The sequence below is a fragment of the Alteriqipengyuania flavescens genome (assembly GCF_030406725.1).
GTDB classification, from domain to species: domain Bacteria; phylum Pseudomonadota; class Alphaproteobacteria; order Sphingomonadales; family Sphingomonadaceae; genus Alteriqipengyuania_B; species Alteriqipengyuania_B flavescens.
The window spans coordinates 1,901,695-1,915,399 of the sequence record NZ_CP129107.1 but is presented as its reverse complement, the minus strand read 5'-3'; the positions used below and the strand labels follow the sequence as shown (position 1 = coordinate 1,915,399).

Below are 13,705 nucleotides of genomic sequence, written 5' to 3'. Positions count from 1 at the left end.
ACCATGGACACCGAAACCATCCTCACCCCCCTGCTCGACTGGCTCGACCTGCTCGGCGTGGCCGTGTTCGCGTTGTCCGGCGCGCTGATTGCGGCCAAGGAACGGCAGACCTTCGTCACCATGGCGTTTTTCGCGCTGGTCACCGGGGTCGGGGGCGGCACGATCCGCGACATCATGATCGACATTCCGGCGTTCTGGGTGAACGACCCGTGGATCGCACCGATTTGCCTCGGCGTCGCGCTGATTGCGTGGTTCACGCCGCACCGCTGGTGGGAGGGGCGCTTGCTGGAATTCGCCGACGGCGCCGGCCTCACCGCCTATGCGGTCATCGGCACGGCCAAGGCGCTGGCCTACGGCGTGACCCCGGTCCCGGCGATCCTGATGGGAATCATCACCGGCACGGCGGGCGGCATCATCCGCGACGTGATCGCGGGTCGCCCGTCGATCCTGATGCGACCGGAGCTTTATGTGACCGCAGCCGCGCTGTCCGCCTCGCTGACGGTGGCGTTCGAATTCGTGGAGCCCATGCCCCGCTGGGTCGGGTGGATCATTGCCGCATCCGCCGGCTACATCCTGCGCAGCCTGGCGATTACCAAGGGACTGGAACTGCCGGCCTATTCGCGCGAGAAACCGCGCGGCGATCAGCCGGGGAAGTCGTCCACGTCGGATATGTCGTAGCGCCCGTCGTCGGCCGACGGGGTGGTTTGCGGCTCGTCCCAGGCGGGCGCGGTGCGTTCGATCCGGGGGAGCCCAGGGGTGCGCAACTGCGCCTGCGCACCGCCTTCGTATCCGACCTGCGTTCGCCCCTGAGACCGTCCCTGCCCGGAGCGGATGCGGGCATAGGTCCCTTCGTCATATTGCGCGCCCTCGCTGCCGAGCTGCCATTCGGTCTGCCCGCCGTAGGACGCACCGCGATAGTCGCGGTCGTCGTCCCCGTCCTCGTAGCTGTCGTAGCCACCACGCCGGTCATCGTCCGAGTCGCGGTCTTCGTCACCATCGCGGTCGATCTCGATGTCGCGGATGCGTCCGGTGTTGTCGATTTCGCATTCGAACTCGCCGCCGTTGGCAAGCCGGCCTTCGACTTCCCAGCCCCGGCCTGAGCGCTGGGCTTCCTCGACCGAAGCAACGCGGGCGGTGCGCTCCACGGCATCGACGCACATCTCGATGGCGCGGTCGAGGCCGCGAGTCTTGTACCGGCTGCGCTCGTCATAGCGCCCGCCTGATCGGTAATCTTCGTCGCGATAATCACGGTCGCGCCAGTCGCGGTCGCGATACCGTTCGTCCCGGTCGCGGTCCGAACGGTCTTCCGCCGCATCGATGACCGCGCCGATGGTGCCGAGGATCAAGATGCCGGTCAGCACATCCCCCGCGTTCGGCCCGCGGCGATAGCGATAGCGGTAGCGCCGGTGGTCCTGCACGGTCTCGTAGTCTTCATTCGCGACCGGGCCCGCCGCTTCGGCCATTGCAACCTTTGCCTTCGGGATATCGAGTTCGGCCGCCATGGCCGGCGCGGTGAATAGCGATGCGCCCGCAAGGTATGCTGCCGTCACGGAAACACGTATGCGATTACCCATCGAATCCTCCCGGCGCGATGCCGCGCGCTGTCCGGCAAACGAAATGGGCGGCCCAGACTGAAACCAACCTGAACCGCCCATCGGTCATGTCATTTCGCGTCTTGTGCGCAGATCAGCGCAGGCCGCGGATGTTGTCGAAGTCGAGATCGACCACCCGGCCGTTGCGGACCTTGCAGGTGAAGCTGCCACGGTCGTAGTCGCGGCCGCGATCCCCGCGACGGTCATAGCGCGAGCGTCGGTCATAGCGATCGTAGCGGCTATCCTCGACCACCATTCGGCCCTTCACGTTGAAGCCGCCGCGCTTGCGGTCGACATCGCGCAGCTCCGTCACACGGGCGCTGCGGTATCCGGCACGGCGTGCCTCGTTCTCGGCGGTACGCACGCACTGTTCGACAACGCGCTCGGCGCGATAACGGCGATCGTAGCGGCTGTTATACCGAGGGTCGTACCTGGAGTCGTACCGACGGTCATACCGGCGATCGTAGCGGTCGCCGTCGTCATCGAGAATGGCGGCGATGGCGGCGAGGCCACCGATCACCAGCGCGCCGGCGACGATATCGTCACCGTCGATGCGGTCCTGGGCCTGGGCGGGGGTTGCAACCGACACGGCCATCGCACCGGCAGCGATGGTTCCCATGAGGGCTTTCGGCATTATCTTCGTCATGGCGAACCTTTCAGATCCTCTTGGGGGAACGGGGCCGCTCCCTCACTGTGGTTTGCGTTCTACCAAGGGGCGACTGAGATCAGCCTGAATTCGGGCGACAGGCACCGTTCAGGAAAGCGGGACTTATCCTGAACGGTGCCTGTCCCAATCTAGTCCGCGCTTTCGAGGCCCGAGAAGTGGCCGAGAAACGCGAGGATATCCGCCGCTTCCTCGATCGCCTTGTCGGTCGGCTTGCCGCTGCCGTGGCCCGCGCGGGTCTCGATGCGGATCAGCTGCGGCCGCTCGCCCCGCTCCGCCGCCTGGAGCGCGGCGATGTACTTGAAGCTGTGGCCGGGCACGACGCGGTCGTCCGTATCGGCGGTGGTCACCAGCACGGCGGGGTAATCCACGCCGCTGCGGACATTGTGATAAGGCGAGTAGGCGCGCAGGATGGCAAAATCCTCCGCATCATTGGGATAGCCGTAATCGTCGACCCAGTAACGACCGGCGGTGAAACGGTCGAAGCGCAGCATGTCCATCACGCCGACCGCCGCATTGCCGGCTGCGAACAAGTCGGGCCGTTGGTTGGTCACCGCGCCGACCAGCAGGCCGCCGTTGGATCCGCCCTGGATGGACAGCCCGTCGTCCGGGGTGATGCCTTCCGCGATCAGGTATTCGCCCGCAGCGATGAAGTCGTCGAAGACGTTCTGCTTGTTGTCGAGCCGGCCGCCGTCATGCCAGGCCTTGCCGTATTCGCCGCCGCCGCGGATGTTCGCGACCGCGTAGGCCCCGCCGGCTTCCAGCCACGCGATGCGCGATGCGGAAAAGCCGGGGGTGAGCGAGATGTTGAAGCCGCCATAGCCGTAAAGCAGCGTCGGCACCGCCTTGCCGCTGGCTGCCACGTCCTTGCCGCGCACCAGGAACATCGGCACCCGCGTACCATCCTTCGAGGTGAAGAAGCGCTGCTCGACCACGAAATCGTCCGGATCGAAGGCGACTTCTGGCTGGGCCCACACGTCGCTCTCGCCGGTTTCGACATTGTAGCGATAGACGGTCGAGGGGCGGTTGTAGCTGGAGAAGCTGTAGAACGTTTCTGCATCTTCGAAGTCGCCGCCGAAGCCGCCGGCGCTGCCGATCCCCGGCAGCGCGACTTCGCGCACCTTGTCGCCTTCGGTCGTATAGACCTCGATCTTGCTTTTCGCATCGACCAGGTAGCTGGCAATGAGGTGGCCGCCGGTCAGCGAGACGCCCTGCAACGTTTCCTCGCGTTCGGGGATGACCGTCGTCCAGTCCGCGTCGGGCGCGGCGATGTCGATGCTGACGACCTTCTTCAGCGGCGCACCGTCGTTGGTGGTGAAGAAGAAGCGGCTGCCGAGGTTGCCGAAATAGGAATAGTCGTTTTCGAAGCCGGGCACCACGACCATCGGATCCGCATCGGGACGCTGGAGGTCGACCAGCGCGACCTCGTATCGGTCGTCCGTGCCGCTGGAACTGGTCACCACCAGCCACCGTCCGTCGTCGCTGACCTCGGCGATATTGTTGAGTTCCGGCATGTCGGGCCGGGCGAAGACGAGGACGTCCTCGCTCTGCTCTGTGCCGAGGCGGTGGAAATAGACCTGGTGGTTGGTGTTGAGCGCCTGGAAGGTTTCGCCCTCGCCGGTTGCCGGGAAGCGGCTGTAATAAAAGCCGCTGCCGTCCTTGGCCCAGTCGAGCGCGGAAAACTTGACCCACTCCACCGTATCGTCGGCTACCGCGCCGGTGGCTACGTCCATCACCTTGACCGTGCGCCAGTCGCTGCCGCCGTCCTGGATGGAATAGGCAAGCTTGCTGCCGTCTTCGGTGACGGTGTAGCCGGCCAACGCTGTCGCATCGTCGTCCGACCATTCGTTCGGGTCGATCAGGACGCGCGGCTCCCCGTCCAGCCCGTCGCGCACATAGAGGACGGACTGGTTCTGCAAGCCGTCGTTGCGGGTGTAGAAATAGCGCCCGCCCTTCTCACCCGGCAGGCCGAAGCGTTCGTAATCGGTCAGCTCGGTGATCCGGTCCTTGAACCGTTCCCGCAGGGGCAGCGTTTCAAGGAACGCGTCGGTCACCTCGTTCTGCGCTTCGACCCACGCGGCAACTTCGGCATCGACGCGCACATCGTTTTCGAGCCAGCGGTAGGGGTCGGCCACCCGTTGCCCGAACAGCGTGTCGACCGTGTCGCCGGCGCGGGTTTCGGGATAGGCGATTGCGGGCATCGTGGTCTCCGGTTCGGCCGTCATCTCACCTTCGGCGGTGGCAACTTCGGGGTAAGTCCCGGTGGTCGCGCAAGCCGAAGTGGCAAGCGCGAGGGCGGATACGGCGCAGGCTGCGGCGTGGTTCAATTTCATGCGGTCTCTCCCGGACATTCGCTGTTTCGGGTCCCCGTGTAACCACTGTGCGCGCAAAGAAAAGGGGCCGCCGGATTTCACCGGCGGCCCCTTTCGTATCTCGCGATGCGAAGCGCCTCAGGCGTCTTCGTATTCATCGTCCGTCATCACCGGGCCGCTGTCCTGGCCCTTGGCGTCTTCATCGCGGTCGACGAACTCGATGACGGCCATCTGCGCGGCGTCGCTGCCGCGGTAGCCGGCCTTGATGACGCGGGTGTAGCCGCCGTCACGATCCTTGTAGCGCTCAGCCAGAACTTCGAAGAGCTTCTTTTCCTGCGCCGGGTCGAGCAGGCGCGATGCGGCCAGGCGGCGGTTGGACAGGCCGCCCTTCTTGGCGAGCGTGACCAGCTTTTCGACGTAGGGACGCAGTTCCTTCGCCTTCGGCATGGTGGTGAGGATCTGTTCGTGCTTGATCAGCGCGGCCGACATGTTGCGGAACAGGGCCTTGCGGTGGCCTGTCTTGCGCTGCAGCTTACGCTGGCGAATTCCGTGACGCATAATTCATTCCTTCGTTCGTAGGGGGCCCGTACGAGGTAGCCCGATACGGGCCGGATTAAGGGGTCCGGCCCATTCCCCGTGAGCGGGTTTAGCCCAGCAGCTCCTGTTCGAGCTTCTTGGCCATTTCCTCGATGTTTTCCGGCGGCCAGCCGGGGATGTCCATGCCGAGACGCAGGCCCATGCTGGAAAGCACTTCCTTGATCTCGTTCAGGGACTTGCGGCCGAAGTTCGGCGTCCGCAGCATCTCGGCTTCGGTCTTCTGGACCAGGTCGCCGATGTAGATGATGTTGTCGTTCTTCAGGCAGTTGGCGCTGCGGACCGACAGTTCCAGCTCGTCCACCTTCTTGAGGAGGTAGCGGTTGAGCTGGTTGGCATCGTCCTGCTGCGGTTCCGCGGCCACGCCGATCATGGCGCTCTGCGGCTGCGGGATACCGTCTTCGAAGTGGACGAACAGCGTCAGCTGGTCCTGCAGGATGCGCGCGGCATAGGCGATCGCATCTTCCGGGGTGACGGTGCCGTCGGTCTCGATCGTCAGGTTCAGCTTGTCATAGTCGAGTTCCTGCCCGACGCGGGCATTGTCGACCTTGTAGCTGACCTGGCGGATCGGCGAATACAGGCTGTCGACCGGGATCAGGCCGATCGGCGCGTCGGCCGGACGGTTCTGCACGGCGGGAACATAACCCTTACCCGTGTCCGCGGTCAGTTCCATGTTCAGCGTCGCGCCTTCGTCGAGGTGGCAGAGCACGAGATCCTTGTTGAGGACTTCGATGTCGCCCGACACGGCGATGTCGCCGGCCTTGACGGTGGCGGGGCCGGTGGCGGACAGCTGCAGGCGCTTGGGGCCTTCACCTTCCATCTTCAGCGCGATCTGCTTCACGTTGAGGACGATGTCGGTGACATCTTCGCGCACGCCGGCCAGACTGCTGAATTCGTGCAGCACGTTTTCGATCTTGATCGAGGTGATCGCGGCGCCCTGCAGGCTGGAGAGCAGCACGCGGCGCAGCGCATTGCCGAGCGTGAGGCCGAAGCCACGCTCGAGCGGCTCGGCAACGAAGGTGGCCTTGCGCCTCTTGTCGCTGCCTTCCTTCACTTCGAGCGTGTTCGGCTTTTTCAGTTCCTGCCAGTTCTTCGTATTGACGGACATGGATTTCCCCTAGGGTGTGAAATTAGCAGGAAAGGCCGCAAGCGTTTTTGACGCCGCGGCCGATCCGAAGAGACTTGCGGCGGGCTGCCCCGCCGGAACTTCGATCAGACGCGGCGACGCTTGGACGGCCGGACCCCGTTGTGCGGGATCGGCGTGACGTCGCGGATCGAAGTGATCGTGAAGCCGACAGCGGCAAGACCACGCAGTGCGCTCTCGCGGCCCGAACCCGGGCCCTTCACTTCGACTTCCAGGGTGCGGACACCATGTTCGGCGGCCTTCTTGCCCGCATCGTCCGCAGCGACCTGCGCGGCGTACGGGGTGGACTTGCGGCTGCCCTTGAAGCCCATCATGCCGGCGCTGGACCAGCTGATCGCGTTGCCCTGTGCGTCGGTGATGGTGATCATGGTGTTGTTGAAGCTGGCGTTGATGTGCGCAACGCCGCTGGAGATGTTTTTCCGCTCGCGGCGCCGGATGCGGCTGGGTTCGCGTGCCATGTTGAATTCCTCGTAGGTTGGAGGCGCTTAGACCGCCTCTGCTTTCCTAGTATCGGAAGGATCGCTTCCCATTCCCCTGCCTCCGGCGGAGAAATAGGGAAAACAGTCCCCCGGACTGTTTTCTGATCCTATTTCTTCTTGCCGGCGATCGGCTTGGCCTTGCCCTTGCGGGTGCGCGCATTGGTGTGCGTGCGCTGGCCGCGGACCGGCAGGCCGTTACGATGGCGAAGGCCGCGGTAGGACCGCAGGTCCATCAGGCGCTTGATGTTCATCGCGGTCTGGCGGCGAAGGTCGCCTTCGACGGTGTAGTCGCTGTCGATCGTTTCACGGATCTGGACGACTTCGGCGTCGGTCAGGTCCTGGACACGCACGGTGTGATCGATGCCGAGCTTGTCGGCGATCTTCACGGCCTGGGTGCGGCCGATACCGTGGATGTAGGTGAGCGCGATAATCACGCGCTTGTTGGTGGGGATATTGACCCCGGCAATACGAGCCACTTACTTCTCCATGCTCCACAGGGTTTTGGCCGGTCGGCCACCCCTATCTCATCGCTTTGACTTCGACTGCGGCGGGAGGCTTGCGCTGGAAACGCAAAAGGCCCGGATGGGACATCGTCATCGCCGATGCCTACCGGATAACCCGCCAACTGTCGAATAGTGCGCGCGCTTAAGATGATTCGCACGCCCCGTCAACCAGCACGTGCGGCAGGACGCGGAATATCGCGTCGATGCGACAGCTATATACTAACCGCGCGTCCGATTGCAACCGGGAGCGGGTCCGGATCAGTGTATCGGCTGTACCGGAACCTGGGGCGTCGCATTATCCACAAGCCGTGCTAAGCGCATCAGCTGCTCGCTCTGCACGGCATCCACCGCCGTTGCGATGGCCTCCATCGGGAAGCGCCCGTATCCGATGACCACATAGGTCCACTCGATCTTCGTGCCGCCGTCTACCGGCGTCAGCGCGATCGAGAGCGTGCCCGTGATCGCTTCGGATTGCAGCGGGCCGATCGCGCCCGACATCCGCAGCAGCTTGCCGGGCGCGGCGTGGATGACCCGCATGTGCTCGGCAAAACCGTCGTCCGGCAAGCTCTCGCAGAAGCAGCCAGCCTCGTAGGCATCGAGGTAGAAATTCTCCGCATCGAGCGAATAGCTGTGGTCGGGGTTCCACCATTCGGACGGCTCCACGAGATCGTCCCAAACTTCGTCCGGCGCGGCTTTCACGATGGTGCTGTCGGACGTGACGAAACCGAGCTCGGACGATTGCACGACTTCGGCCTGCGCGGGCGCGGCCAGAACCGTGAGCGCAAGCGCACTTCCCAGTATCGATAGTAATTTCATGCCGAACCCTTCCCTGCAATGTGCCGGAGTATGGCGCGCGGGGAAAGCGCCTCAAGCGGGGGCAATGACGCTTTCGATCGCGGTCGTGACGTCGTCGATCTCGCCCATGCCGTCCACCCGGGTAACGATCCCGCGCTCTTCATAGATCGGCAGGATCGGCGCCGTCTTCCTGCGGTATTCGTCCATGCGGGTGCGCACGGTTTCCTCGTTATCGTCGGGCCGGCGCTTGAATTCGGTCCCGCCGCATTGGTCGCAGACGCCCTCTTTCTCGGGCGGGTTCGCGGTGTTGTGGTAGAGCGCGCCGCAATTGGCGCAGGAGAAGCGGCCGGTGATGCGCTTCACCAGCGCGTCCACATCCACCTCCAGCTCGATAACGTGGTCGAGCGCGCGGTTGTGCTTGCCCAGGATGCCGTCGAGCTGTTCGGCCTGCGCCGCAGTGCGGGGATAGCCGTCGAAGATGGCGCCGACATCGTCGCCCATAGCTTCCAGCTCGGCGTCGATCAGGGCGGAGACGATCTCGTCGGAGACCAGCTCGCCGCGGTCCATCACTTCCTTCGCCTTTATGCCGACCGGGGTCTGCGCCTTGACCGCCGCGCGCAGCATGTCACCGGTCGAAAGCTGGCGCATGCCGTGATGTTCGGTCAGTCGGTGAGCCTGGGTGCCCTTGCCCGCGCCGGGAGGTCCGAGGAGGATGATGTTCACGTAAGTAGGCTCCCGGTGTGGAATCGGAAGGTTCGAAGGAAGCGGGCACCCTAGCGCAGCATCATGCCAGCGCAAGGCAGCGCGGGCCGCCCCTGCCGGGGAAATACCCGCCGCTTATTGCCTGCGCGGACGCCGGCCCTTGCCCTTGAGATTCGCCTTCTTGATCAAGTCGCCATACTGGTGCGCCAGCAGGTGCGACTGGATCTGCGTGATGGTGTCAACCGTAACGTTGACCACGATCAGCAGGCTGGTCCCGCCCAGAAACAGCGGCAGGCCGGTCTGCGCGATACCCCATTCGGGAACGACGCAGACGATGGTGAGGTAGATCGCCCCGACCACCGTCACGCGGGTGAGCACGTAATCGAGATAGTCCGCGGTGCGCTTGCCCGGACGGATGCCAGGGATGAAGCCGCCGTTCTTCTTCAGGTTTTCCGCCGTCTCTTCCGGGTTGAAGACGATGGCGGTGTAGAAGAAGCAGAAGAAGATGATGAGCGCGGCATAGAGCAGCATGTAGAGCGGCTGGCCGTGCTGGAGATACTGCAGCACTTGCTGCAGGATCGTGCCGCCGCCACTCGTCGTGTCGATCGAGTTGCCGGCGAACTGCGTCACCGTGAGCGGCAAGAGAAGCAGCGAGCTGGCGAAGATCGGCGGGATGACGCCCGCGGTATTGAGCTTCAGCGGCAGGTGGCTGCGGTCCGCCTGCATCTGGCCGTTCTGGGTCGCACGCTTGGGATACTGGATCAGCAGGCGGCGCTGGGCTCGCTCCATGAAACAGATGCCGAGGATGAGCAGCACCAGCATCACGAGCAGGCCGATGATGAGGCCCGCGCCGATCGAGCCGGAGCTGTAGCCGGAGAACAGGTTGGTCGTGAAAGTCGGAAACTGGGCGACGATGCCGGCCATGATGATCAGCGACACGCCGTTGCCGATGCCGCGGCTCGTGATCTGCTCGCCCAGCCAGAGCAGGAACATGGTTCCGCCGACAAGGCTGATGACCGCGCCGACGCGGAACATGTAGCCGGGGTCGACCACCGCCTGCAGGCCCTGCGAGGCGCCGAACGCCTCAAGCCCCGATGCGATGAACCAGCCCTGGATTACGCACAGGAACACCGTGCCGTAGCGGGTGTACTGGTTCAGCTTCTTGCGCCCGGCCTCGCCCTCTTTCTTGAGGGCCATAAGCGTTGGATGCAGGGCGGATGCCATCTGCACGACGATGGAGGCGGTGATGTAGGGCATAACGCCGAGCGCGATGATGCTCATCCGCTCCAGGCTGCCGCCCGAAAAGGCGTTGAACAGGTCGAGCACGCCGCCGCGGGTCTGGTCGTAAAGCGAGTTCAGCACCGTCGGGTTGACACCCGGCAGCGGCACGAAGCTCATGAAACGGAACACGATCAGTGCGCCGATGGTGAACCAGATACGCTGCTTGAGCTCGGTCGCCTTGGAAAAATTGGCGAAACTCAGGTTTGCTGCGAGATTGTCGGCGCGTGATGCCATTGTCGTTCCATGCCCAGCTTTGGAGCCGCCGGTCCCTCCCCGGCAAGAGCGAAGCGCTCATATAGGATGCGGGCGGGGAAGCAAAACCCCGCCCGATCCGTTTTACCGCTTAGTCGGCCTTCTTGGCGGACTTCTTGTCGGTTTTCTTGGCCTTGCCAGCCTTTGCGCCTGCGTCCGCATCGGCCTTGGCCGGCTTGGCGGACACGATCTCGACCGAACCGCCGGCCTTCTCGACCGCTTCCATGGCACCCTTCGAAGCGCCGTGGACGACGAACTTGGCCTTGGCCTTCAGTTCGCCCTTGCCGAGCAGGCGGACACCGTCCTTGCCGCCGCGTGCTAGGCCGGCGGCCTTCAGCGCTGCGTGGTCGATGTCCTTCTTGGCATCCAGCTTCTTCGCGTCGATGAACTTCTGGACCATGCCCAGGTTCACTTCGGCGAAGTCCTTGCCGAACGGATTGTTGAAGCCGCGCTTCGGCAGGCGCATGTGCAGCGGCATCTGGCCGCCTTCGAAGCCCTTAACGGCGACGCCCGAACGGCTCTTCTGGCCCTTCTGGCCGCGTGCGGCGGTCTTGCCCTTGCCCGAACCGATGCCGCGGCCGACGCGCACGCGTTCCTTGCGGGCGCCCGGATTGTCGCGGAGGTCGTTGAGTTTGATAGTCATGTGTGCACTCGCTTTCGCTTTAATTCGCGCTGAAAGGATGGATGCGAAGCCCCGCCGAAGCGGGGCCGCGCGTCCGGTCAGTCGTTGATTACTTCCACCATGTGGGGAAGCTTGCGGATCGCCCCGCGCACTTCCGGCGTGTCCTGAACTTCGACGACCTTGTGCATCTTGTTCAGGCCCAGGCCGATCAGCATCTTGCGCTGGACTTCCGGACGACGGATCGGCGAACCGATCTGACGGATCTTGATGGTTTTCTTGTCAGCCATCTGGATTACTCCGCAATCGCTTCAGCGTCGGCCTTGGCCTCCGCTTCGCTGGCGCCACCGCGACCGAGCAAGTCGGCGACCTTCTTGCCGCGACGCTGTGCGACCGACTTCGGCGAAGTCTGGTTGCCCAGGCCATCGAACGTGGCGCGGATCATGTTATAGGGGTTCGAGGTGCCCACCGACTTGGTCACCACGTCGGCAACGCCGAGCGCTTCGAACACGGCACGCATCGGACCGCCTGCGATGATGCCGGTACCCGGAGGCGCCGTGCGGACCACGACCTTGCCGGCGCCGAAACGGCCCTTGGCATCGTGGTGCAGCGTGCGGCCTTCCTTCAGCGGAACGCGAACCATCTTCTTCTTCGCGGCTGCGGTGGCCTTGTTGATGGCTTCCGGCACTTCGCGGGCCTTGCCGTGGCCGAAACCGACGCGGCCCTGGCCGTCACCGACGACCACGAGTGCGGCGAAACCAAAGCGCTTGCCGCCCTTCACCGTCTTGGAGACGCGGTTGATGTGGACGAGCTTTTCGATCAGCTCTTCGCCATCGTCCTCGTCCCGGCCACGTCCACGGCCACCGCGGTTGTCGCGGCCGCGGCCGCCACGGTTGTCGCGACCACCACGATCGCCACCGCGACCGCCGCCACGGCCACCGCGTGCTTCGCTGGGCTGGGCCGGATCGCCGTCGGCAGCGGACTGGTTGTCCGCAGCTTCGGTGCTGGTCGTCGTCGGCGTCGGGGTGGAGCCGTCGATGTTCGCATCGGCGCTCGCCTGTTCGGTAGCGTCCGTCTTCGGAGTCTCCGCTTCGGCAGCAGCGGTCTCTTCGATCTTGGGCTCTTCTGCGGGAGTGTTCTTGTCGTCAGCCATTATCAGAACTCCAGCCCGCCTTCGCGGGCGGCGTCGGCCAGTGCTTTCACACGGCCGTGGAACAGGAAGCCGCCGCGATCGAACACGACGGAGGTGACGCCGGCCTTCTTGGCGGCGGCGGCGATGTCCTTGCCGACCTGCGCGGCGGCATCGACATTCGCACCCGACGACTTGGCGCCGAGCGTGGATGCGGCGGCAACGGTCTTGCCTTCCGCATCGTCGATGACCTGCGCGTAGATGTGCCGGCCGGTGCGGTGCACCGACAGGCGCGGACGCTGGCTGCCACGGGCGCGCAGGGCGCTGCGCACACGGCGGCGGCGGCGTTCAAAAAGAGAAAGCTTTGCCATCTTACTTCTTCTTCCCTTCCTTGCGGAAGATGTATTCGCCGCGGTACTTGATGCCCTTGCCCTTGTACGGCTCGGGCTTGCGCCAGCGGCGGATTTCTGCGGCGACCTGGCCGACCTTCTGCTTGTCGATCCCGCTGATCTCAACGGTGGTCTGATCCGGAGTCTTGATCTCGATTCCTTCGGGGATGTCGATGTCGACGTCGTGGCTGTAGCCGAGCTGCAGGTTCAGGGTCTTGCCCTTCACCGCGGCACGATAGCCGACGCCCGAGATCTCGAGGACCTTGGTGAACCCTTCGGTCACGCCTTCGACGAGGTTGTTCACCAGCGTGCGCTGCATGCCCCAGTGGTTGCGTGCGGCGCGCGTGTCGTTGGCCGGCTTCACCGAGATTTCGCCGTCGTCCAGCTTGTACTCGACGAGGTCCGACAAGCCCATGGTGAGAGTGCCCTTGGGCCCCTTCACGCTCAGCGTGTCGCCTTCGATATTGGCGGTCACCCCGCTGGGGATGGCCACCGGACGTTTACCGATGCGGCTCATCAGAACACCTCCGCCAGCACTTCGCCGCCGACGTTGTCGTTGCGCGCTTCGTTGTCCGAAAGCACGCCGCGCGGCGTCGAGACGATGGTGATGCCGAGGCCGTTGCGGATCGTCGGCAGTTCCTTGGAACCCGAGTAGACGCGGCGGCCAGGCTTGGAGACGCGGGCGATGTGCTTGATCGCCGGTTCGCCTTCGAAATACTTCAGTTCGATCCGCAGCTGCGGGTGCTTGCCCGAAGCGTCGTCGCTGTAGCCACGGATGTATCCTTCGCGCTGGAGCACTTCGAGGACGTTCGCACGCAGCTTGGAAGCGGGCGAAAGGACGCTGTCCTTCTTCGCCTGCTGGCCGTTGCGGATGCGGGTGAGCATGTCACCCAGAGGATCGGTCATAGCCATGTGTCAGCTCCTCACCAGCTCGACTTGGTCAAGCCAGGGATCATGCCCTTGTTGCCAAGATTGCGCAGTTCGATGCGGTTGAGCCCGAACTTGCGGTAATAGCCGCGCGGGCGGCCGGTGGTGGTGCAGCGGTTGCGCACGCGGGTGGGATTCCCGTTACGCGGCACTTCCGCCATCTTGAGGCGCGCCATCAGCCGCTCGGTCTCGTCGGCCGACGTGTCGTCCGCGATCGCCTTCAGCTTGGCATATTTCGCCGCATACTTCTTGACGAGCTTCTTGCGCCGCTCGTTCTTGTTGATGGAACTCAGTTTCGCCATTGGACTTAAGCTCTCTTCCTT

General features: G+C 64.3%; 18 protein-coding genes. 1 reads left to right on the top strand and 17 read right to left on the bottom strand.

Features of this window, described 5'->3' with window-relative positions; translation table 11 throughout:
- Positions 1-3 precede the first annotated feature (3 nt).
- Positions 4-678 carry a trimeric intracellular cation channel family protein gene (locus tag QQW98_RS09975; protein ID WP_290134792.1) on the top strand — a complete coding sequence of 225 codons (675 nt, stop codon included), beginning with the start codon at positions 4-6 and terminating at the stop codon, positions 676-678.
- On the opposite strand, the gene QQW98_RS09970 is transcribed toward QQW98_RS09975, so the two are convergent.
- The 17 genes from QQW98_RS09970 to rpsN form a co-directional block, all read right to left on the bottom strand.
- Positions 642-1,550, bottom strand: a complete 909-nt coding sequence (locus QQW98_RS09970; protein ID WP_290134791.1) for a hypothetical protein — start codon at positions 1,548-1,550, stop codon at positions 642-644. The genes QQW98_RS09975 and QQW98_RS09970 overlap by 37 nt on opposite strands.
- Before the next feature lie 136 nt (positions 1,551-1,686).
- A complete protein-coding gene (locus QQW98_RS09965; RefSeq protein ID WP_290134790.1) occupies positions 1,687-2,226 on the bottom strand; it encodes a hypothetical protein in 540 nt (179 codons plus the stop codon).
- Positions 2,227-2,387: 161 nt separating this feature from the next.
- Complete coding sequence (locus QQW98_RS09960) at positions 2,388-4,481, bottom strand: prolyl oligopeptidase family serine peptidase (protein ID WP_404800890.1); 2,094 nt, start codon at positions 4,479-4,481, stop codon at positions 2,388-2,390.
- A gap of 225 nt (positions 4,482-4,706) precedes the next feature.
- Complete coding sequence (gene rplQ / locus QQW98_RS09955) at positions 4,707-5,126, bottom strand: 50S ribosomal protein L17 (RefSeq protein WP_290134789.1); 420 nt, start codon at positions 5,124-5,126, stop codon at positions 4,707-4,709.
- 88 nt (positions 5,127-5,214) lie between these two features.
- Positions 5,215-6,270 carry a DNA-directed RNA polymerase subunit alpha gene (locus tag QQW98_RS09950; RefSeq protein ID WP_290134788.1) on the bottom strand — a complete coding sequence of 352 codons (1,056 nt, stop codon included), beginning with the start codon at positions 6,268-6,270 and terminating at the stop codon, positions 5,215-5,217.
- 104 nt (positions 6,271-6,374) lie between these two features.
- The gene (rpsK, locus tag QQW98_RS09945) at positions 6,375-6,764 is read right to left on the bottom strand and encodes a 30S ribosomal protein S11 (RefSeq protein ID WP_290134787.1); all 390 of its coding nucleotides are present in this window, start codon (positions 6,762-6,764) and stop codon (positions 6,375-6,377) included.
- 128 nt (positions 6,765-6,892) lie between these two features.
- Positions 6,893-7,261 (bottom strand): 30S ribosomal protein S13, encoded by a 369-nt coding sequence (gene rpsM, locus QQW98_RS09940; protein WP_290134786.1) that lies wholly within the window; start codon positions 7,259-7,261, stop codon positions 6,893-6,895.
- A 285-nt stretch (positions 7,262-7,546) separates the two neighbouring features.
- Positions 7,547-8,104, bottom strand: coding sequence for an SRPBCC family protein (locus tag QQW98_RS09935; RefSeq protein ID WP_290134785.1), 558 nt, complete (start codon positions 8,102-8,104; stop codon positions 7,547-7,549).
- A gap of 51 nt (positions 8,105-8,155) precedes the next feature.
- Positions 8,156-8,806 carry an adenylate kinase gene (locus QQW98_RS09930; RefSeq protein WP_290134784.1) on the bottom strand — a complete coding sequence of 217 codons (651 nt, stop codon included), beginning with the start codon at positions 8,804-8,806 and terminating at the stop codon, positions 8,156-8,158.
- A 114-nt stretch (positions 8,807-8,920) separates the two neighbouring features.
- The gene (gene secY, locus QQW98_RS09925; protein ID WP_290134783.1) at positions 8,921-10,300 is read right to left on the bottom strand and encodes a preprotein translocase subunit SecY; all 1,380 of its coding nucleotides are present in this window, start codon (positions 10,298-10,300) and stop codon (positions 8,921-8,923) included.
- Between the two features lie 109 nt (positions 10,301-10,409).
- Positions 10,410-10,955: a 50S ribosomal protein L15 gene (rplO, locus tag QQW98_RS09920; RefSeq protein ID WP_290136920.1), complete on the bottom strand. Its 546-nt coding sequence runs from the start codon at positions 10,953-10,955 to the stop codon at positions 10,410-10,412.
- Between the two features lie 83 nt (positions 10,956-11,038).
- Complete coding sequence (gene rpmD, locus QQW98_RS09915) at positions 11,039-11,227, bottom strand: 50S ribosomal protein L30 (protein ID WP_290134782.1); 189 nt, start codon at positions 11,225-11,227, stop codon at positions 11,039-11,041.
- A 5-nt stretch (positions 11,228-11,232) separates the two neighbouring features.
- Positions 11,233-12,093: a 30S ribosomal protein S5 gene (rpsE, locus tag QQW98_RS09910; RefSeq protein WP_290136919.1), complete on the bottom strand. Its 861-nt coding sequence runs from the start codon at positions 12,091-12,093 to the stop codon at positions 11,233-11,235.
- Entirely contained in the window at positions 12,093-12,437 is a 345-nt protein-coding gene (rplR, locus tag QQW98_RS09905) for a 50S ribosomal protein L18 (RefSeq protein WP_290134781.1), read from the bottom strand. The genes rpsE and rplR overlap by 1 nt, the downstream gene beginning before the upstream one ends.
- Before the next feature lies 1 nt (position 12,438).
- On the bottom strand, positions 12,439-12,972 hold the full coding sequence (gene rplF / locus QQW98_RS09900) for a 50S ribosomal protein L6 (protein ID WP_290134780.1): 534 nt from the start codon (positions 12,970-12,972) through the stop codon (positions 12,439-12,441).
- Positions 12,972-13,367, bottom strand: coding sequence for a 30S ribosomal protein S8 (gene rpsH, locus QQW98_RS09895; protein ID WP_290134779.1), 396 nt, complete (start codon positions 13,365-13,367; stop codon positions 12,972-12,974). Before rpsH ends, rplF begins: the two co-directional genes overlap by 1 nt.
- An 11-nt stretch (positions 13,368-13,378) precedes the next feature.
- Positions 13,379-13,684: a 30S ribosomal protein S14 gene (gene rpsN / locus QQW98_RS09890; protein WP_290134778.1), complete on the bottom strand. Its 306-nt coding sequence runs from the start codon at positions 13,682-13,684 to the stop codon at positions 13,379-13,381.
- Positions 13,685-13,705: the final 21 nt, after the last annotated feature.